Origin of the sequence: Flavobacterium sp. (assembly GCF_031363805.1) — a bacterium.
Lineage (GTDB): Bacteria > Bacteroidota > Bacteroidia > Flavobacteriales > Flavobacteriaceae > Flavobacterium.
On sequence record NZ_JANLVD010000063.1, the window covers coordinates 1 to 20,165 of the forward strand.

Consider the following 20,165-nt stretch of genomic DNA (forward strand, 5'->3'; position numbering starts at 1 on the left):
AGGAAAAACCATTGTTGCGTTTATGAGTATGCTTTTGGCATTAGATAATGGTTTTCAGGCGTGTTTGATGGCACCTACCGAAATTTTGGCTAATCAACATTTTATAGGATTATCAGAATTGGCTAATTCACTGAATTTAAATATAAAAATACTCACAGGCTCAAGTAATACTAAAGCTAGAAAAATTATCCATGAAGAGTTAGAAAATGGAAGTTTACATATTTTAATTGGCACTCATGCTTTGTTGGAAGACAAAGTCAAATTTCAGAATTTAGGATTGGCAATAATCGATGAGCAACATCGCTTTGGGGTAGAACAACGTTCTAAGTTATGGCAAAAAAATACCATTCCGCCTCATGTTTTGGTTATGACTGCAACGCCTATTCCTAGAACTTTGGCCATGAGTTTGTATGGTTATTTAGACATTTCAGTCATCGACGAGTTGCCACCAGGCAGGAAGCCAATTCAAACAGTACATCGGTATGATTCGAATAGACTGAAAGTTTGGCATTTTATTCGAGAAGAAATTGACAAAGGACGCCAAATATATATTGTTTATCCGTTAATTCAAGAATCAGAAAAAATGGATTATAAAGATTTGATGGATGGTTACGAGAGTATTTCTCGCGATTTTCCGTTACCAAAATATGCAGTTTCAATTCTTCATGGTAAAATGAAACCGGCCGAAAAAGAGTCTGAAATGAAACGTTTTGCTGAAGGAAAAACCAATATTATGGTCGCAACGACGGTTATTGAGGTTGGCGTAAATATTCCAAATGCCAGTGTTATGATTGTAGAAAGTGCTGAGCGTTTCGGTTTGTCGCAACTGCATCAATTGCGAGGTCGTGTGGGTCGTGGAGCAGACCAAAGTTATTGTATTTTAATGACCTCGCACAAATTAGGAGCCGATTCAAAAACTCGAATGGAGACTATGGTAGCTACCAATGATGGTTTTGAAATTGCAGAAGTTGACCTTAAACTTCGTGGTCCAGGCGATATTATGGGAAAACAGCAAAGTGGTGTTCTAAACTTACAAATTGCCGATTTAGTTCGAGATAAAGATATTTTAATGCTTGCACGACATCATGCTATGAAATTACTAAAAGATGATGCTGCTATGGAAAAACAGGAACATCAAACCTTGCGAAAAGTATTTATTGAGATGTCTAAGAAAAAAAATATTTGGAATTACATTAGTTAGGTGTTACATAATTCCCATTTTTGACATATTAAGATGTTAAAAAAAAATCAATAAATAAATTTTTACTACTAGTAAGCCTTATTTTTGTTAGCATAATTTTTAGATAAATTCATAATTATGAAAATAAAATACATTGTTTATACCCTTTTGATTCTAGGATTTGCAGGATTTATAACTTACAGAATTTCATCAAATAAAAGCAAAACCGATGAAGGCAAAGACAAAGGCGGAAAAAACAACCCAATATCTCTGAGTGGAATAGTTGTAAAACTAGAAACATTCAATAATAATTTATCACTTTCAGGGTCTATTGAAGCAAACGAGCAAGTCGAAATACGTAGTGAGGTTTCAGGAATTGTAGAAAAAATAAACTTTACAGAAGGTAGTAATGTTTCAAAAGGGCAAATGCTTTTTAAAGTTAACGATGTGGAATTGAGAGCCCAATTGATACAAACCAAAACAAAGGAAAGTTTAGCATCTGAAAACGAAAGAAGAGCCAAATTTTTACTTCAAAAAGAAGCCATAAGTCAAGAAGAGTATGATATTGCTAGGGCTGATTTTAAATCTGCGCAAGCACAAAGTCAATTAATAAGCGCGCAAATTGCAAAAACAGCAGTTCGGGCTCCGTTCTCTGGAAAAATTGGGCTTAGATCTATTTCACCAGGAACTTATATTACTCCTATAGTATTGGTTGCAAAATTGGTGAACATTAGTAAACTTAAAATCACTTTTTCAATACCTGAAAAATATGCCAGTCAAGTAAAAGTAAACTCAAATCTTACATTTATGGTTTCAGGATCTACTACAAAATATAATGCAAAAGTTTACGCAATTGAACCCGAAGTTGACATACAAACTAGAACCTTACAAATTCGAGCCATAGCAGAAAATAAAGATGGTAAACTTTTGCCAGGAACTTTTGCAGAAGTCGAATTGCCTCTTGAAGTAGTTAAAAATGCTATTATAATTCCAACAGAAGCCATTATTCCAATTCAAAACGGTAAGAAAGTTTTTATATCTGAAAAAGGGAAAGCCAAAGAAATTATGATTGAAACTACTACTAGAACAGATGCTTCAGTTTTGGTTCTATCAGGTTTAAAATCTGGTGATACAGTAATTACTGGCGGCGTGATGAACTTAAAAAATGATATGCCTGTAAAAGTAAAAGTAATTAGTAAATCGTAATTTCTAATTCGTAATTCGTAATTCGTAATTCGTAAATTAAAAATGAGTTTATCAACATTAAGCATAAAAAGACCTGTTTTTACTATTGTAGTTAATCTAGCAATCGTTTTATTTGGAGTTATTGGATATACTTTTCTTGGTGTACGAGAATTTCCATCTATCGATCCAGCACAAGTTTCAATTCGTACCAATTATGCTGGTGCAAATTCAGATATTATTGAATCACAAATTACAGAACCCTTAGAAAAAGCCATTAATTCTATCGATGGAATACGAAATGTAACTTCGTCCAGCGCACAAGGAAGTAGCACTATTACTATTGAATTTAATTTAGATAAAAATCTTGAAGAAGCTGCAAATGATGTTCGCGACAAAGTTTCGCAAGCCATTAGAAATTTACCGCAAGATATAGATGCGCCGCCAGTTGTTTCTAAGGCTGATGCCAATGGCGATGCGATTATTTCAATGACGGTACAAAGTGATACCAGAAGTGCTTTGGAATTGAGTGATTATGCAGAAAATGTAATTTCACAACGATTGGAAACCATTCCCGGAGTAAGTGGTGTTCAAATTTGGGGTCAGAAAAGATATGCCATGCGATTATGGATAGATCCTGTAAAATTAGCTTCTTACGGATGTACAGTTTCCGAAGTTCGCGATGCATTGAACAAACAAAATGTAGAATTGCCATCAGGAAAATTGACAGGAAATAATACAGAATTAACAGTTAAAACGGTTGGAAACTTATCAAAACCTGAAGAGTTTAACAATATTATCATTCGTTCCGATGGAGAAAAAGTTGTTCGATTAAGCGATATTGGTTCGGCGTCGTTAGGTCCAGAAAACCCAGAAACCCAAATGAGCCAATCGGGTTTACCATTAGTCGGCGTAGCTATTGTACCACTTCCTGGTGCCAATTATCTGGATATTTCCGCTGAATTTTACAAAGAATTCGAACTGTTAAAAAAAGATTTACCTAAAGATATAAATCTAAATATTGCCATAGACAACACAATTTTTGTAAAAAAATCTGTTATTGAAGTGGCAGAAACACTCGGGATTTCTATACTTTTAGTGATTCTAATTATTTATTTATTTTTTAGAGATTGGGCTATAGCTTTTCGACCATTAATTGATATTCCAGTTTCCTTGATAGCTACTTTTTTTATTATGTGGTTGTTTGGATTTTCTATCAATGTGTTGACTTTATTGGCTATAGTTTTGGCAACTGGTTTGGTGGTCGACGATGGAATTGTAGTCACCGAAAACATTTTCAAGAAAGTAGAAGAAGGCATGTCGCCAATTGAAGCAGCGATTAAAGGATCAAACGAAATATTTTTCGCAGTAATATCCATTTCAATTACACTGGCCGCAGTTTTTCTTCCTGTAATTTTTCTAGAAGGATTTGTAGGTCGATTGTTTCGAGAATTCGGCGTCGTCATTGGAGCCGCTGTTTTAATTTCTGCTTTTGTATCATTGACATTAACACCCATGTTGAATGCTTATTTAATGAAAGGTGGCGAACAAAAAAAATCGAAATTTTATATTAAAACTGAACCTTACTTTCAAAAATTAAATAGTGGTTATGCTGAAGCTTTGCAACGTTTTATGAAAAGAAAATGGCTTAGTTTTCCCATTATTATTGTTTGTTTCGGATTGATATATTTATTTTTTAATCTTCTTCAAAAAGAAACGGCTCCTTATGACGATCGAAGTGGTTTTGTCATGAGAATGTCTACTCCCGAAGGATCTTCTTATGAATATACAGACCGATTTATGCAGGAAATGTCGCAGTTGGTTGACGATTCAATACCAGGTAAAAAAGTTGCATTGGTAATTACATCGCCAGGATTCGGCTCTTCGTCAGTAAATAGTGGTTTTATAAGAGTATCGCTCAAAGAAACCGCTGATAGAGAAGCATCGCAAAAAGAAATTGCAGAAAAATTAACCAAATGGACCAAACAATATCCAAATGCCAAAACATCGGTAATTGAGCAACCCACAATTGCAGTCAATCGACGTGGTGGTTTGCCAATTCAGTACATAATTCAAGCGCCGAATTTTCAAAAATTGCAAGAGAAAATTCCAGTTTTTATGGATGAAGCAGCAAAAAATTCAACATTTGCAATGACTGATGTGAATTTGAAATTCAACAAACCAGAAATCAACGTAACAATCGACCGTGAGAAAGCAGAAAGTTTGGGTATTTCGGTGATTGATATTGCACAAACATTGCAACTTTCGTTAAGCGGGCAACGATTTGGTTATTTTATGATGAATGGAAAACAATACCAAGTCATTGGGCAATTCGACCAAAAAGACCGCTCCAAACCTTTGGATTTAACTTCTATGTTTGTTAAAAACAAAAATGGAGAACTCATTCAAATGGACAATGTTGTTAATATTGAAGAACAAAGCAATCCGCCACAATTGTATCATAATAACAGGTATATGTCCGCCACAGTTTCTGCCGCATTGGCACCTGGGAAAAGTATTAGTGATGGAATTGATGCCATGAACGAAATAAAAGCTAAAGTTTTAGATGATTCATTTACAACAGATTTGGGCGGAGAATCCAGAGATTTTGTCGAAAGTAGTTCCAATACAACTTTTGCCTTTGGATTGGCTCTTTTATTGATATTTTTGATTCTTGCTGCACAATTTGAAAGTTTTATTGATCCATTAATAATTATCTTAACTGTTCCAATGGCAGTTGCTGGAGCGTTATTTTCACTTTGGTTGTTTGATCAAACATGGAATATTTTTAGTCAAATTGGCACTGTCATGCTTATTGGATTGGTCACGAAAAATGGTATTTTGATTGTAGAATTCGCCAATCAATTGCGTGAGCAAGGAAAATCAAAAATTGATGCCATTTTAGAAGCTTCGGAAGCTCGATTGAGGCCTATTTTAATGACCAGTTTGGCGATTTCGTTGGGTGCATTGCCTATTGCATTGTCGCTTGGAGCAGCTTCAACAAGTAGAATTGGAATGGGAGTTGTCATTGTAGGAGGAACAATTTTCTCTTTGGTTTTGACTTTATTTGTCATTCCAGCCATGTATTTAATGTGGTCTAAAGCCAGAAAGCATTATCCAGAATTTGATCATATCGAAGAATATGAGAAAGAAAGTAAATAATATGACAAATTTCAGAAAAATATTATCATTAGTAATTGTATTTATCTTTTGCATCATAAATATGAATGCACAAGAAGTGCTTACCATTGAAAATGCAGTAAAAATAGCTTTAGAAAATAATTATGAAATTAAAATTTCAAAAAATAATTTAAAAATTGACCAATCAAACGTATCTATAGGAAATGCTGGAATACTTCCCATACTTACTGCAAATATAGTGGATACCAACAGTTTGCAAAACAGTTCGCAAACACTTCAAAATGGAAATGTGAACACACTTGATAATGCAAAAAACAACAGAATTAGTTATGGCGTAAATCTTGATTGGACGATTTTTGATGGTTTTAGAATGTTTGCAAGACTAGATCAGCTAAAAGAATTGGAAAAATTAGGTGATGAACAATTAAAATTAACAGTAACTACAAGAATCAGCGATGTAATAAGTACCTATTTTGATTTGGTGCAACAACAACAACAGTTATCAGCATTGGATACTACTATTGTTATATCAAACCAACGATTGGCATTGGCACAAAATCGTTTTTCAATTGGTAAAGCTTCAAAATTAGAAGTTTTAAATGCTCAAGTCGATTTAAATGCTGATAAAACATCAGTATTGCGACAAAAAGAACTTTATAAAAACACCAAAACACTGTTAAATCAAATATTGGCAAGAGATTTAAAAACCGATTATAAAGTAGTGGATAATACTGAAATTAATAAACAATTATTGCTTCCTGAATTGACATCATTAGCAGAAAAACAAAATCCGCAGTTGGTCACACAAATTATCAATAGAAAAATTTCTGAATTACAACTAAAACAAATCAGAGCAAACAGGTATCCAACAATAAGATTAAATTCAGGTTATGCTTTTGTAAACACCGAATCCAGTTTGGGATTTACATCGCAAACTTCTGCAAGAGGATTAAATTACGGGTTTACGGCAACCTTAAACTTGTTTGATGGATTTAACCAGAGTAGAAATGAGAAAATTGCAAAAATTCAAATTGAAAATTCACAATTATTGATTGAACAACAAAAACTGAGTTTAAATTCGCAATTAGAAACATCTTATCAAACTTATCTGACCAACTTAGAATTGATAGATTTAGAAGAAAAAAACGAAACAATTGCAAAGCAGAATTTAGACATTACGCTAGAAAAATTTCGTATTGGAACTATTACAACATTAGAATTCAGAACCGCACAACTCAATTATGTAAATGCAAAAGTAAGAAACAGTAACGCGCAATTTCAGGCGAAATTATCGGAAATTGCCTTGAAAGAGTTGGCTGGAAATATTACATTTTGATGATTTGATTGTTCGATGATTCGATTGTTTGATTTATGTTTTTGAAATTGACATTTAAAATTGATTTTTGAGTTCCCAATCTGTTAAAGAAACCTAAAAAAAAATGCATAGCTATTTTTAATTATTACTTTTGAATCCTATCAAAAAATAATCAAATGCGACAATTATTTACGCTACTATGTCTACTTTTTTTAAGTCAATTATCATTTAGTCAACAACCACAAAAATCAAATGCTGTTGAAATATTCAATCAAATTCAAAAGCTGAATTTTTTAGGTTCAGTTTTATATTTGGCGGCACATCCAGATGATGAAAATACTAGATTAATTTCCTATTTATCCAACGAAAAAAAAGCGCAAACTGCCTATTTATCTTTAACTAGAGGCGATGGAGGGCAAAATTTAATTGGACCAGAACTACGAGAATTATTGGGCGTTATCAGAACGCAAGAACTTATTGAAGCTAGAAAAATTGATGGTGGACAACAAATGTTTACTCGTGCAAACGATTTTGGATATTCAAAAAATCCAGACGAAACATTGGAAATTTGGGATAAAAATAAAGTGTTGAGCGATGTAGTTTGGGCAATTAGAAAATTTCAACCCGATGTTATTATCAATCGTTTTGACCACAGATCGCCAGGAACTACTCATGGTCATCATACCGCTTCTGCCATGTTGGGTTTTGAAGCTTTCGACAAAACTAATGATCCGACTGTTTTTCCAGAGCAACTAAAACTAGTAGAAACTTGGCAGCCTAAACGTTTGTTTTTCAATACTTCTTGGTGGTTTTATGGAAGCAAAGAAAAATTTGACAAAGCAGACAAATCCAATTTGACACAATTTCAAATGGGTGTTTATTATCAATCTTTGGGCAAATCTAATCAAGAAATTGCCGCTTTAAGCAGAAGTCGGCATCAATCGCAAGGTTTTGGAAGTACTGGAACTAGAGGGGATGAAGACGAATATTTGGAATTTTTAAAAGGAGAATCACCAAAAGACAAAACCAATATTTTTGATGGGATAGATACTTCTTGGAATCGAATAAAAAATGGAAAAGAAATTGGGGAAATTTTGACAATGGTCGAAAAAAAATTTGATTTCAAAAATCCATCCGCTAGTATTCCAGAATTGGTAAAAGCGTATGTATTGATTCAAAAATTAGAGGACAATCATTGGAAAAATATTAAAATAGAAGAAATTAAAAAAATAATTGCAGGTTGTGCTGGTTTATACCTTGAAGCTGTTGCCGAAATGCAAGAAGTTACCTTAAACAGTAACATAAAAGTAAAACTTGAAGTTATCAATAGAAGTTCGGCAAAAATGAGTTGGCTTTCTTATGATATTTTTCCTAGCAAGCCTGAAGGATTTCTTGAGATTCCGTTAGAAAATAACAAAAATAATTCAAAAAGCATTGAAATTAATATCAATGAAAAATTGGAATTTACAGCGCCATATTGGTTGAAAGAAAAAGGAACTGTTGGAATGTATCGCGTTGATGATCAAAAAAATATAGGAATTCCAGACGTAATTCGTCAAATGAAAGTTATTTTTTTAATAGAAATAAATGGTGTAGCCATTCCCTTTGATAGAAATGTAATCTATAAAATGAACGACGATGTAAAAGGAGAAGTCTATCAGCCATTAGATATCGTGCCCATTGCGACATCATCCATTGCAGAAAAAGTTTATATTTTCAACAATGGAAAATCCAAAGTTATCAATGTAAGAATAAAAGCTGGAAAAGATGATATTAAAGGCAATGCAAAATTAGATTTGCCTAGCAATTGGTCAGTAACTCCAAAAGAAATTCCATTTGCAATTAGTCGAAAAGGCGAAGAACAAACTGTTTCTTTTACCGTTTTTCCATCAAAAGAAGTGAGTGAAGTTTACATGAAAAGCATTGTTACTATTAATAATCAAGCTTACGATAAAGAACAAATTAATATAAATTACAACCATATTTACAAACAAATTGTTTTAAAACAAGCTGAAGCCAAAGCCATAAAATTAGATATTAAAACAAATAATGAAAAAATTGCTTATATTATGGGCGCTGGTGACGAAGTTCCCAAAAGTTTATCACAAATGGGTTATCAAGTTTCTATAATAAAAGCGGAAGATATTAGCACTGAAATATTATTGAATTTTGATGTAGTTATGACAGGAATTCGTGCTTACAACGTAGTTACAGCACTAGGTTTCAAACAAAATATTTTATTCGATTTTGTAAAAAATGGCAAAACCATGATTGTACAATACAATACCTTGGACGATTTGGTTGCCAAAGATTTAGCACCATTTCCACTTAAAATTTCAAGAGATCGAGTTACCGAAGAAAATGCAAAAGTTACATTTTTAATACCTGAACACCACATTTTAAATATACCAAATAAAATTACTGATAAAGATTTTGAAGGTTGGAAGCAAGAGCAAGGTTTGTATTATCCAGCAGAATTTGATGCAGCCTTCACTCCTATTTTGTCAGCGCATGATAAAGGAGAAAATGAGAAAAAAGGCGCGCTACTTGTGGCAAAATATGGCAAAGGAAATTATATTTATACTGGATTAAGTTTCTTTAGAGAACTGCCCGAAGGTGTGGCTGGAGCCTACAGATTGTTGGCAAATATGATAGCTATTGGGAAATAAAATTTAAAATTATTTGAGCCTATTCCAACTTTTCGCTCTAGCCCTCGTTTCAAAAGCTTTTTTTCTATTCTCGCAACAGGAGCTTCCTTTGGTCGCTCTGTTGCTCCTAGAAAAAATAGCTTTTAATTCCTCGGGGCTGTCGCTACAATTTGGGGCAAGTGTCAGTTTTTAAATTTGTAAAACAACGTCAAGAATACATTAAATACAATAAAATACCATCATGGAATTTATATTTTCATTAAACGAAATAAACCAAGTTGCCAAAAAAATAATTGCATCCAACCCACAAAAAGTAATCCTTTTTAATGGGGAAATGGGTGCTGGAAAAACTACTTTAATAAAATTTTTAAGCAAAGAATTAGGTATTAATAGCAATATTAGTAGTCCAACTTTTTCTTTAGTTAATGAATATCAAATAACTGCGAATCAATTAGTTTATCATTTTGATTTTTATAGATTAAAAAACCAAAGTGAAGCTTTAGATATGGGCGTAGAGGATTATTTATATTCTGGTCACTGGTGTTTTATAGAATGGGCAGAAAATATAAAAGATTTAATCCCTGAGAATCATTCAAGACTCACAATTTCTATTTTAGAGGATGGCAAAAGACAAATTGTTTTGCAATAATCCGTAGAATTTTTCGTAATTTGTGCCAGATAAGCATTTTTCAATATGGGCATTACTCCTTTTAGCAAACAAGATTTACTTCCACAAGAAGAAAAACTAGAAATTACAAAACACAAATGTGAACTTTTTATTGGAATTCCAAAAGAAACTTCCTACCAAGAACGCCGTATTTGCTTGACTCCAGATGCTGTAAACGCCATTACATCAAATGGACATAAAATTCTAATTGAATCTGGAGCTGGTGAAAATGCTAGCTACTCGGATAAAGATTATAGTGATGCTGGCGCAGAAATAACCAACGACACCCAAAAAGTGTTATCCTGTCCAATGATTTTAAAGGTAGAACCTGCCACGTTAGAAGAAATTCAAATGATGAATCAGGAAACCATCATTATTTCTGCCATTCAACTAAAAACAAGAAAAAAAGAATATTTTGAAGCCTTGCAAAAAAAGAAAATTACAGCCTTGGCATTCGAATATATCAAAGATGTAGATGGATCTTTTCCTGCTGTAAAATCTTTAAGTGAAATTGCAGGAACTGCTTCCGTATTAGTAGCAGCAGAATTATTAACAGCCAGTAAATTTGGAAACGGACTCCTTTTTGGAAACATCACTGGCGTTCCTCCTACTGAAGTTGTTATTTTGGGCGCTGGAACTGTTGCAGAATTTGCTGCAAGAACTGCCATTGGATTGGGCGCAAGCGTGAAAGTTTTTGACAATTCTATAACCAAACTACGTCGTTTGCAAAACAATTTAAACGAACGTATTTTTACTTCTACCATTCAAAATAAAACACTTTTAAAATCATTAAGACGTTGCGATGTAGCAATTGGAGCCATGCGTGGAAAATACCGCACTCCAATTGTGGTAACCGAAACTATGGTTGAGCACATGAAAAACGGTGCCGTAATTGTAGATGTAAGTATAGATACTGGTGGTTGTTTCGAAACTTCAGAAATAACTACCCACGAAAACCCTACATTTATAAAAAATGGTGTCATACATTATTGTGTGCCAAATATTCCATCAAGATATTCAAAAACAGCTTCATTGTCTATAAGTAACATCATCACTCCTTACCTACTCCAAATTGCAGAAGATGGCGGAATTGAAAGCGCTATTCGTTGTGATTCTGGTCTTAAAAATGGGGTTTATTTTTACCACGGAATTTTAACCAATAAAACTATTGGCGATTGGTTTGATTTAATGCATCGAGACATCAATTTAATTGTATTTTAAAAAATAATTATCCTTATTTTTGCAGAAATTATACAGCATGAAATTTTCTTATAGATTATCTTTTTATTTTTTTGGTTTTTTAATTGGTTGTGGATTTATGTTTTTTGTTTTAAACAAAAAAAACACCCGTTGTAGCTATTTCCCAAATGATCGCGTATTGAAAAATATTAGCTCCAAACCATTTTATTATTCGGATATAGCGTCGAAAAAAATAGCTGAAAATTGGTTGGATAGCATAGATATTAAAAATACTTTAATCTATGGAGATGTAGATTTTGGCAGAAGCAATATTAAAATTGGTTCAGGCAAATTGTACACTATCATTGGAAAAACAACAAAAAACATTCCAATTGAAGTAGTTGTTGAAAATTATGAAGACAAAGCAGTTTTAAAGGATGTGGTGAAAATATAATTATTTCAAGTATCTATTATTTATAATATTTTGATGGTGAATTGCATGACCAGAAATAATATAACCAATAGCCAAAACTGATATTTCTTTTCCTGAAGCAATGCCTTTATTATCGAGCATTTTTTTAGAAAAACTTTTAAACAATTTTATTGTAGATTTTCTAACTAGGATAAATTCTTGAATTAAATCATCCATATTTACCGAAGTTGTATCCACATTTGCAGCATAATCATTTTCTTCAAAACCTGAAAGCGGTGTTTTATCAAATCTAGCGAATCGCAAGGCACGATAAGCAAATACACGTTCAGCATCAATTAGATGGCGAACTATATCCTTAACAGTCCATTTATCAAATTGATATTTGAAATTATACTTTTCAAAAGGAACAATCTCCATAAAATTTACAAAATTGTCTAAAGAATTTTGCATAGCATCAACACAATCGTCATCTTGTTTTACAAGACTTATATATTGATTAAAATATTCTGGATAATCTGTTTGTGATAAATTTTTCATAAAATTAAAAATAGTAATCTAAAAAATAAAGATATAAAAAAAGCCCTTAAAAAAGGGCTTTTTAAATTACATATTTTTAAAAATAGTATGCATTAATCTTTTCTTATCATTGATGCTTTCATCAAGAGAAATCATGGTTTCTGTTCTGTAAACCCCATCAATATCATCTATCATATAAATAACGTCTTTTGCATGTTTGGTATCTTTGGCTCTAATTTTACAGAAAACATTAAACTTACCTGTAGTTACATGAGCAACAGTTACATAAGGAATTTCGTTTATTCTTTCCAATACAAATTTTGTTTGTGAAGTATTGTTTAAAAATACTCCCACATAAGCAATAAAAGAATAGCCTAATTTTTCATAGTCAAGGGTAAGTGACGATCCTTGAATTATTCCAGCATCTTCAAGCTTTTTAACTCTTACATGAACAGTTCCTGCAGAAATTAATAATTTTTTTGCTATGTCTGTAAATGGAATTCTAGTATTGTCGATTAACATATCTAGTATTTGATGATCAACTTCATCCAAACGGAACTTACTCATAATTAGTTATTTAAGTTATATTTTATTTAATTGTTTATTAATTAATAACGACTTTAATAGAAATATAACAAATTTATTACATTTCTTTCAAACCATTAACAAATTTTATGCTTTTATTAAGATAAAAATTCACTTTTTGATCAATTTTCGGCATATTTTCAAAGTCATCTGTATAAATGCCTTCGCCCCCATTGTATTCTTGATGTCCAAAATTCTGAATTAATTCATCAACCTCAGTACAAACAGCTTGAAAAACTACTTCGCCTTCTGTTAGGATTTCTTCATAATTTGCTGCAAAGCTAATAATTAAATTTGTATTATTAGCATTAATTTTGAATTTTCTATATATAAAATCGTTGAACAACACTTCATTTTGCGGAATTGTCAAATAATTATCAATTTTAGTTAGAACTACTTCGTTATCGTTAGAATTTTTAATTCCAACAATTAAAGCTATCCAAATAAATTTTCTCGTCTGTTCTCTTTGATAATCATTTTGAAAATGACCAGCTTCAAATAAAATTGTTGGCGTATTTAAAGACTGAAAAGTTTCACCAACACAATTAATATTGAAACTATCATCAAATCTGCCGACTTGATTTGGTATGTACTTTTGCAACTCTTCATTCATAGCCACAATTACCGATGTTGCAAGAATTCTAACCTTATTAAACTCTCTTGCTTCGTTGTAAGCGGGAGCTAAAAACGATACAGTAGCCGGATTATTTGTGTTTCCTGCTGCGTAAATTGATCTTTGATCATGTAAATTATAACAAAAATCTGGCTGGAATTGATAGTAAATATGTTTAAGCACTAAACTTTCTGGTTGAGATAAATTTACCGCATCTCTGTTTAAATCGATTTGATTTGCGTTTTCACGAGTATACAATTCAGCTCCATCTGGATTCAGAATAGGTATACATAATAAGGTGTAATTGTTTTTTATAAAAACAGCTTCTTCCGAATTTAATTCTACAAAATTAAATAAATCAAAAACAGCTTTGGTAGTTGTTGATTCATTTCCATGCATTTGCGACCACATTAAAATTTTAGTTTTCCCATTTCCAAATTTCACAGAATAAATTGGTTTTTTCTGAACAGAATATCCAATTGTTTCAATTTTGAATTGATGGGACAAAGTATCTATAATTGGTTTAATATGATTGTTTGTAACGTATCGACCAAACAAACTGTTTTCTTTTATTTGACTGTAAATCGTATTGAAATCCATAGTTATTATTTCTAGTTTACAAAAGTAAACATCTTATATTTTACATTTGTAAACAAGAAGATTGATTGAACAGTTTATTAATGTAAACAACAGGAGTTGCTATTTTATGTGTTTGTTAACAGTGGTATTTAATAATAAATGCAATTAATAATTTAATATTTAATTAACTGTATTTCAAATATTTAAGCATATTAATATAAACTCATTATTTAGTATATTTATGCTTTTACAAATGTAAAATAGGATAATTCATTTTGATTGTTTACATTTGTAATCTAGTGAATAGTTAAATATAATTTACAATGGTAAACATCGATGATTTTATAAAAAGGCTTGAAAACATACTTGAATATTATGGTTTATCTGCTTCTGGTTTTGCAGATAAAGTGGGTGTGCAACGTTCAAGTTTGTCTCACCTACTGTCTGGAAGAAATAAACCCAGTCTGGATTTGATATTGAAAATTGTTCAAAATTTTCCTGAAGTAGATTTGTATTGGATTTTAAATGGAAAAGGAAATTTCCCAAAATCAGAAAATAGTCACTCAAAAATTAATGAAACAACTACTCCATTTTCAAAAAATGATGCAGATAATTTAATTCAAGAAAAAACACCTAATTTATTTTCTGAACCTACCATTGAAAAAAATCCCATATTTGAAAATTTAGAAAATAATTTTTCAAATACGGGAAATATGACGCATTATAAAAATGACCTAGAAATTGATCGAATTGTGATTTTTTATAAAAATGGAAGTTTTAAAAATTACAATCCTCAATAAATTATAATTTTGGTGTAAAACTATATTTTGGAACTCTACCAAGAACACCTATATAAATTTGTTGCAATAATTTAAAATCTTTTTCTACATTACCTGTTGGGAAAAATGGTAAACCGAAAGTTAAAGTTTTATTGCCATGATCAAAGATTACTGGAACAATTGGCACATTTGCTTTTAGGGCAATATAGTAAAATCCTGTTTTCCATTCCGTAACTTTTTTGCGCGTTCCTTCTGGAGCAATCGCCAATCTGAAAATTTGTTTAGTTTCAAATATTTTTGCTATCGAATCTACTTTGTTTTCATTCTTTTTTCTGTTTAATGCCGCACCGCCCATCCATTTGAAATACAATCCAAGTGGAAATGTAAATAGCTCTTTTTTTGCGACAAAGTTAAATTCTTTTCCCAAAATTCCTCTCGAAAAAACACCCAGATAAAAATCGTGCCAACTGGTATGTGGCACACAAATGACAACACATTTTTTTACATCAGAAATTGAGTTTGCCACAATTTTCCAACCCATTAGTTTTTGGAAAATAAATTGGTATATGATTTTTTTCATTTTAATTGTTTTATCAAAAATAGCATATATTTACTCAATCAAAACAGATTTTATGAATTTCAAAAAGCTATTGAGCTATTTTGTGCCAATAAATATATACCATGAAAAATCTGTTGTAAACAAAAGTCTTGAAGTGACTTGGAATAATGGTAAATTGGTCTTAGACACAGAAAACACCAATTATTCTTATGGAAGTTTGGAAAAAGTATTGCGATTTGGTTTGCAACAAATTGATTATAAAATAATTAAACCTTTAGATTCGATTCTAATACTTGGTGTTGCTGGCGGAAGTGTTATTAAAATTTTGGTTGATGAAATTCATTTTAAAGGCAAAATAACTGGTGTAGAAATTGATGTGGAAATAATTGAACTGGCCAATAAATATTTTGGATTAAACACAATCAAAAATTTAGAAATTATAATCGAAGATGCTAAATCATTTGTAGAAAAAACATCTAGTAAATATGATTTAATTATCGTGGATATTTTTCAGGATAAAGTAATGCCCGATTTTTTATTTAAACAAAAGTTTGCATCAAATCTTCAAAAAATTATGAATAAGAATGGTTTAGTTTTATTTAACACCATTGCTGAAACTATGAAAGAAGAAACTAGAAATGATATTTATATAGAAAGAATGTTAACAAAAAATATCATAGTGGAAAGATTTCCAAATATTGAAGGAAAAAATGAATTGTTGATTCTTAAAAATAACTTATAAAAATTTTATGTAGATAAAAAAACTATCTTTTTATGAAAGCAATTTTAAAAAAATTATTGATAGGGAAAGTAACCTTTAAAGAGCAGAAAACCATCAATCCTTTAAAAAAAAGAATCCAAAACTTAAAATCTATTTGGAACAATGATCACCATGATGACAATGGCATTGAGAAAATTGTACGATTAATTTTGTCGTTTTCCCAGCTTTTGTTTCCCGGTGTTTACATTAAATATTTTGCCCACAAAAAAGGAATTGAATACCAAGATTTGGCATTGGATTTTTATGTGTTAATCAAAGTGATTTTTCCAATAGTCATTTTGATAAACAATTGGCATAATAACAAAATATTAGTTGGAATAATGATTTACGTTTTATTAGAAACTATTTTTTATATCCCAACTTTAATTTTTGCTTCCGATTTATTTTCTAAACCACGTTCCTACAAACGTTCTATGCTACTGCTTTTTTTAAATTATTTGGAAGTTGTTTTTGCTTTTAGCGTATTGTATTCTATTGAAAATTCAATGAACAAACCTTTTGCGCATTGGTTTGATTCAATATATTTTAGTATTGTTACTTCTAGCTCAATTGGTTATGGCGATTATTACCCAGCTAGTTTATTTGGGAAAGTTTTGGTAAGCTTTCAATCGATGTTTTTCCTATCGTTTGTCGTGCTATTTTTAAATTTCTTTTCGACCAAAGTAAAAGCAAAAGGCTATTTTGACCAAGAAGATGAAGAATAAATTATAACATTTTTCTAGCCTTTTCCAAGTCTTCAATAGTGTCAATACCAATTCCTACATGGGTAGTTTCTACCATTTTGATTCTTTTTCCATATTCTAAATAACGTAGTTGTTCCAGTTTTTCTGAAGCTTCAAGAGATAACATTGGCAAACGATAAAAATCCAATAATGCTTGTTTTCGAAATGCATAGATGCCAATGTGTTGCATGTATTTTACACCAACATTTTCTTCTCTTGGATACGGAATAACAGAACGTGAAAAATACAATGCAAATCCTTGTTGATCAACAATTACTTTTACATTGTTAGGATTTTCAATGTCAGTCTTGTTTGTAATGTTTCTCATTAAAGAGGCTAAATCTATTTTGTTTTCTGTATCATTTTTAAAAACTTCGATAACTTTTTCTAGCGGTTCTTTGTTTATAAATGGTTCATCTCCTTGCACGTTTACTACAATATCTACCTCTAGATTTTCGATGGCTTCTGCTATTCTGTCGCTACCAGATTCATGTTCTTTGATACTCATAATGGCTTTTCCACCATTGTTAGAAATTTCATTAAAAATTAAATCAGAGTCTGTTACCACAAATACATCATCAAATAATTGGGTTTCAACAGCGGCTTGATAAGTTCTTAAAATAACAGTTTTTCCGCCCAAATCTTGCATTAATTTGGCTGGAAATCTTGTAGATGCATAGCGAGCAGGAATTACGGCGATTATTTTCATAGCTTTTTAACCACAAAGTTCACTAAGATTGCACAAAGATCACAAAGTTTATTTTTTGGTTTTAAATTTTCTGTAAATTAAATATACAATTACAAATATAATTATTACAATTATAACGGCAACTATTGGCGCAAATATAGCCAGCGAACTTAAAGTTATGGCAGTTCCAGTTTCAGCAGTTGAAACCACTGGATTGCCCAGTCCGCCAGTTTTAACGGTAGATGCCAATCTTGTTACAGTTGTCATTCCTTGCATAGCAGTAGCGGTTCCTCCACCAGCAATAATGGCGAAAACCCAAGTCATCATTGGGCTCGTATCGACCAATGTAGATGCCATTGTAGCTGTTCCTGCTATCGCAGCAAGTGGTGTGGCAACTGTATCCAGTAAATTATCGACAAATGGAATGTAATAAGCGAAAATTTCTGCAACCATAGCAATTCCTAATGTAATTAAAGCTGGAATTCCTCCTATCCATTGCCAAGATTCGTTGAGTTCCCAAACTTGGAAATAACTTGCCAAACTTAAAGCAAATAATGGTAAAAAAACTCGAAATCCAGCTGCAGAAGCTAGTCCGATTCCAAGAAATATGCTTAAAATCGTTTCGGTCGTTATCATTTATTAAAAGTTAAAATTAGCAAACCTGTAATTATAAAACTGGCTCCAAGTCCTATTTTCCAAGTAAATGTTTCATTCAGAACTATAAAAGAAAGCAACAATGTAATAATAATACTCCCTTTATCTATTAAAGCTACTTGAGAAACATTGCCAATTTTGATAGCTTTGTAATAAAAAATCCATGATAATGAAGTTGTTAGTCCAGATATGGCTAAAAATATAATATCCTGTTTTGTTAAATTTTTAAAATCTTTTACGGATTGAAAAATAAATACATTGAGCCAAACGATTATAAAAACCACTACGGTTCGAACCGCCAATCCTGTATCTGAACTCACATTTTTGAGTCCCATTTTGGCGATCACCGAAGTAAGTCCAGCAAAAAACATTGATATTAGCGAAAAAACTACCCAGTTTTTCATTATTCAAAATGAATTAATTAAACAAAATTTTCATCTTTAAAACCAATCAAATATAACTTATCTTTTGCTCTTGTCATGGCTGTGTACAACCACCGAATATAATCTTTGTCTATTCCATCTGGCAAATAAGGTTGTTCAATAAAAACAGTATTCCATTGTCCGCCTTGCGATTTGTGACAGGTTATGGCATACGAAAACTTGACTTGCAAGGCATTAAAATATTCGTTTTCTTTTACTTTTTGAAATTGCTTGAACTTGGTTTCTCCCTCATAATCTTTCATGACTTCTTGGTACAATTTATTGGATTCTTCGTAGCTTAACGATGGAGATTCGCTTAAAATAGTATCTAATAATAAAACAGTTTCAAATGGTTTTTGGTTTGGATAATCGACCATTCTAATTTTTACATTCGCAAATTTAAAACCATATAATTCTTTTATATTTCGAATATCCAATACTTCAATAATATCGCCATTGGCGATAAAACCAGCTTCATCAGCATCTTTCAACCAAAAGTAATTATTTTTTACGACCATTAGAAAATCTCCAGTGGAAAGTTCACTTTCCTTGTCTAAAATTTTGCTTCGTATTTGTTGGTTGTACTGGTTGGCTCTTTTGTTGGAACGCACTATAAATGCTGTGTCTTCAATACTAAAATTACTGTAAGCAGCATTTATAGCATCTTGAATATCGTATCCATCTGTTAAGCGAACAATATCCTTAAAACCAGTTAATTGAAATTTGAAACTATCAAAAAAAACATCTTTCAGCAATTCGCGTAATTCTGTGGCATTGTACAAAATTCCAGAATTTTCTTCTTGTCGCATTACTTCATCAAACTCTATAGAATATACTTCTTTATTATAATTTAAACTTAAGGTTTCGGTATTTAATGCGGGAGATATATCTAGTTGAATTGGTGGTAGTTGTGCTGTGTCACCTAATAGAATCATTTTGCAATTATCGCCAGAATAAACATAGGAAATTAAATCGTCCAAGAGTGAACCGTTTTCATACATTTTCGATTCTTGAACCACATCTGAAATCATGGAAGATTCATCAATAAAAAAAATAGTGTTTTTGTGTTTGTTGGGTTGCAATGTAAATGAAACGCCGCCACCAGATGATTTTTTAGGGAAATATATCTTTTTATGTATGGTAAATGCTGGCTTATGCGAATAATTGGCTATTACTTTTGCTGCTCGTCCAGTGGGCGCTAGCAAAACATATTTTTTATTAATTTCAATTAAATTATTAACAATGGTAGAAATAACAGTCGTTTTTCCAGTTCCAGCATACCCTTTAAGGACAAAAATTTCATTGTTATTGCTGTTTGTAATGAATTCTGCTATTTTCTGAAAAAAAATTTCTTGTTTTAGTGTTGGTTTAAAAGGAAAATTGGATTGTAAAATGCTGTAAAACTTTTGGGAACTCATTGCCTGAAATTTCTGTATATTTCTTCAAATATACATACGAATTTTGATTTGCTTCGGTAAAAATCAAAAAAAATTGTAGATTTGCCTCATAACGCAGAAAACCT

The 20,165-nt window shown here is 31.6% G+C and carries 19 protein-coding genes; 11 read left to right on the top strand and 8 right to left on the bottom strand.

The genetic code is table 11. The features are described 5' to 3' along the window. The 8 genes from RMN92_RS03655 to RMN92_RS03690 form a co-directional block, all read left to right on the top strand. Positions 1-1,201 (top strand): ATP-dependent DNA helicase RecG (locus RMN92_RS03655; protein ID WP_309608107.1); only part of this gene is annotated, 1,201 nt, incomplete at its 5' end. A gap of 117 nt (positions 1,202-1,318) precedes the next feature. Next, the gene (locus RMN92_RS03660) at positions 1,319-2,386 is read left to right on the top strand and encodes an efflux RND transporter periplasmic adaptor subunit (RefSeq protein WP_309608108.1); all 1,068 of its coding nucleotides are present in this window, start codon (positions 1,319-1,321) and stop codon (positions 2,384-2,386) included. A gap of 42 nt (positions 2,387-2,428) precedes the next feature. Beyond that, the gene (locus tag RMN92_RS03665; protein ID WP_309608109.1) at positions 2,429-5,524 is read left to right on the top strand and encodes an efflux RND transporter permease subunit; all 3,096 of its coding nucleotides are present in this window, start codon (positions 2,429-2,431) and stop codon (positions 5,522-5,524) included. Further along, a complete protein-coding gene (locus RMN92_RS03670; RefSeq protein ID WP_309608110.1) occupies positions 5,505-6,839 on the top strand; it encodes a TolC family protein in 1,335 nt (444 codons plus the stop codon). The genes RMN92_RS03665 and RMN92_RS03670 overlap by 20 nt, the downstream gene beginning before the upstream one ends. A 155-nt stretch (positions 6,840-6,994) precedes the next feature. Beyond that, positions 6,995-9,487, top strand: a complete 2,493-nt coding sequence (locus RMN92_RS03675) for a PIG-L family deacetylase (protein WP_309608111.1) — start codon at positions 6,995-6,997, stop codon at positions 9,485-9,487. A gap of 220 nt (positions 9,488-9,707) precedes the next feature. After that, entirely contained in the window at positions 9,708-10,115 is a 408-nt protein-coding gene (gene tsaE, locus RMN92_RS03680; RefSeq protein ID WP_309608112.1) for a tRNA (adenosine(37)-N6)-threonylcarbamoyltransferase complex ATPase subunit type 1 TsaE, read from the top strand. Positions 10,116-10,160: 45 nt separating this feature from the next. Next, positions 10,161-11,354 (top strand): alanine dehydrogenase, encoded by a 1,194-nt coding sequence (locus tag RMN92_RS03685; RefSeq protein ID WP_309608113.1) that lies wholly within the window; start codon positions 10,161-10,163, stop codon positions 11,352-11,354. 157 nt (positions 11,355-11,511) lie between these two features. Next, positions 11,512-11,766 carry a DUF4258 domain-containing protein gene (locus RMN92_RS03690; RefSeq protein ID WP_309608114.1) on the top strand — a complete coding sequence of 85 codons (255 nt, stop codon included), beginning with the start codon at positions 11,512-11,514 and terminating at the stop codon, positions 11,764-11,766. Here RMN92_RS03690 and RMN92_RS03695 read toward each other — a convergent pair whose 3' ends face one another. The 3 genes from RMN92_RS03695 to RMN92_RS03705 form a co-directional block, all read right to left on the bottom strand. Beyond that, positions 11,767-12,282, bottom strand: coding sequence for a DinB family protein (locus RMN92_RS03695; protein WP_309608115.1), 516 nt, complete (start codon positions 12,280-12,282; stop codon positions 11,767-11,769). Positions 12,283-12,348: 66 nt separating this feature from the next. Then, a complete protein-coding gene (locus RMN92_RS03700; protein ID WP_309608116.1) occupies positions 12,349-12,828 on the bottom strand; it encodes a winged helix-turn-helix transcriptional regulator in 480 nt (159 codons plus the stop codon). A 76-nt stretch (positions 12,829-12,904) separates the two neighbouring features. Then, positions 12,905-14,059, bottom strand: a complete 1,155-nt coding sequence (locus RMN92_RS03705) for a M14 family metallopeptidase (protein ID WP_309608117.1) — start codon at positions 14,057-14,059, stop codon at positions 12,905-12,907. 302 nt (positions 14,060-14,361) lie between these two features. Here RMN92_RS03705 and RMN92_RS03710 point away from each other — a divergent pair, with 302 nt between their 5' ends. After that, entirely contained in the window at positions 14,362-14,838 is a 477-nt protein-coding gene (locus RMN92_RS03710) for a helix-turn-helix transcriptional regulator (RefSeq protein ID WP_309608118.1), read from the top strand. A 1-nt stretch (position 14,839) separates the two neighbouring features. Here the strand turns inward: RMN92_RS03710 and RMN92_RS03715 are convergent, their stop codons facing one another. Then, complete coding sequence (locus RMN92_RS03715) at positions 14,840-15,397, bottom strand: 1-acyl-sn-glycerol-3-phosphate acyltransferase (protein ID WP_309608119.1); 558 nt, start codon at positions 15,395-15,397, stop codon at positions 14,840-14,842. Positions 15,398-15,449: 52 nt separating this feature from the next. Here RMN92_RS03715 and RMN92_RS03720 point away from each other — a divergent pair, with 52 nt between their 5' ends. Continuing rightward, entirely contained in the window at positions 15,450-16,118 is a 669-nt protein-coding gene (locus tag RMN92_RS03720; protein ID WP_309608121.1) for a fused MFS/spermidine synthase, read from the top strand. Positions 16,119-16,150: 32 nt separating this feature from the next. Continuing rightward, positions 16,151-16,861, top strand: a complete 711-nt coding sequence (locus RMN92_RS03725) for a potassium channel family protein (RefSeq protein WP_309608122.1) — start codon at positions 16,151-16,153, stop codon at positions 16,859-16,861. 1 nt (position 16,862) lies between these two features. Here the strand turns inward: RMN92_RS03725 and kdsB are convergent, their stop codons facing one another. From kdsB to RMN92_RS03745, 4 genes are read right to left on the bottom strand one after another with little or no spacing between them, the layout of a single operon-like run. Continuing rightward, positions 16,863-17,588 carry a 3-deoxy-manno-octulosonate cytidylyltransferase gene (gene kdsB / locus RMN92_RS03730; protein WP_309608123.1) on the bottom strand — a complete coding sequence of 242 codons (726 nt, stop codon included), beginning with the start codon at positions 17,586-17,588 and terminating at the stop codon, positions 16,863-16,865. Between the two features lie 48 nt (positions 17,589-17,636). Beyond that, entirely contained in the window at positions 17,637-18,200 is a 564-nt protein-coding gene (locus RMN92_RS03735; RefSeq protein WP_309608137.1) for a DUF4126 domain-containing protein, read from the bottom strand. After that, positions 18,200-18,625 carry an EamA family transporter gene (locus RMN92_RS03740; protein ID WP_309608124.1) on the bottom strand — a complete coding sequence of 142 codons (426 nt, stop codon included), beginning with the start codon at positions 18,623-18,625 and terminating at the stop codon, positions 18,200-18,202. Before RMN92_RS03740 ends, RMN92_RS03735 begins: the two co-directional genes overlap by 1 nt. Positions 18,626-18,642: 17 nt before the next feature. Then, positions 18,643-20,061, bottom strand: a complete 1,419-nt coding sequence (locus RMN92_RS03745; RefSeq protein WP_309608125.1) for an ATP-binding domain-containing protein — start codon at positions 20,059-20,061, stop codon at positions 18,643-18,645. Positions 20,062-20,165: the final 104 nt, after the last annotated feature.

What these genes read in the sequence shown, in the direction of transcription:
- RMN92_RS03670 (WP_309608110.1), top strand. Translation starts at nt 5,505, where the DNA reads ATGAGAAAGAAAGTAAATAATATGACAAATTTCAGAAAAATATTATCA.
- RMN92_RS03695 (WP_309608115.1), bottom strand. Translation starts at nt 12,282, where the DNA reads ATGAAAAATTTATCACAAACAGATTATCCAGAATATTTTAATCAATAT.
- RMN92_RS03710 (WP_309608118.1), top strand. Translation starts at nt 14,362, where the DNA reads ATGGTAAACATCGATGATTTTATAAAAAGGCTTGAAAACATACTTGAA.
- RMN92_RS03660 (WP_309608108.1), top strand. Translation starts at nt 1,319, where the DNA reads ATGAAAATAAAATACATTGTTTATACCCTTTTGATTCTAGGATTTGCA.
- RMN92_RS03715 (WP_309608119.1), bottom strand. Translation starts at nt 15,397, where the DNA reads ATGAAAAAAATCATATACCAATTTATTTTCCAAAAACTAATGGGTTGG.
- RMN92_RS03700 (WP_309608116.1), bottom strand. Translation starts at nt 12,828, where the DNA reads ATGAGTAAGTTCCGTTTGGATGAAGTTGATCATCAAATACTAGATATG.
- RMN92_RS03740 (WP_309608124.1), bottom strand. Translation starts at nt 18,625, where the DNA reads ATGAAAAACTGGGTAGTTTTTTCGCTAATATCAATGTTTTTTGCTGGA.
- kdsB (WP_309608123.1), bottom strand. Translation starts at nt 17,588, where the DNA reads ATGAAAATAATCGCCGTAATTCCTGCTCGCTATGCATCTACAAGATTT.
- RMN92_RS03685 (WP_309608113.1), top strand. Translation starts at nt 10,161, where the DNA reads ATGGGCATTACTCCTTTTAGCAAACAAGATTTACTTCCACAAGAAGAA.
- tsaE (WP_309608112.1), top strand. Translation starts at nt 9,708, where the DNA reads ATGGAATTTATATTTTCATTAAACGAAATAAACCAAGTTGCCAAAAAA.
- RMN92_RS03720 (WP_309608121.1), top strand. Translation starts at nt 15,450, where the DNA reads ATGAATTTCAAAAAGCTATTGAGCTATTTTGTGCCAATAAATATATAC.
- RMN92_RS03725 (WP_309608122.1), top strand. Translation starts at nt 16,151, where the DNA reads ATGAAAGCAATTTTAAAAAAATTATTGATAGGGAAAGTAACCTTTAAA.
- RMN92_RS03745 (WP_309608125.1), bottom strand. Translation starts at nt 20,061, where the DNA reads ATGAGTTCCCAAAAGTTTTACAGCATTTTACAATCCAATTTTCCTTTT.
- RMN92_RS03665 (WP_309608109.1), top strand. Translation starts at nt 2,429, where the DNA reads ATGAGTTTATCAACATTAAGCATAAAAAGACCTGTTTTTACTATTGTA.
- RMN92_RS03705 (WP_309608117.1), bottom strand. Translation starts at nt 14,059, where the DNA reads ATGGATTTCAATACGATTTACAGTCAAATAAAAGAAAACAGTTTGTTT.
- RMN92_RS03675 (WP_309608111.1), top strand. Translation starts at nt 6,995, where the DNA reads ATGCGACAATTATTTACGCTACTATGTCTACTTTTTTTAAGTCAATTA.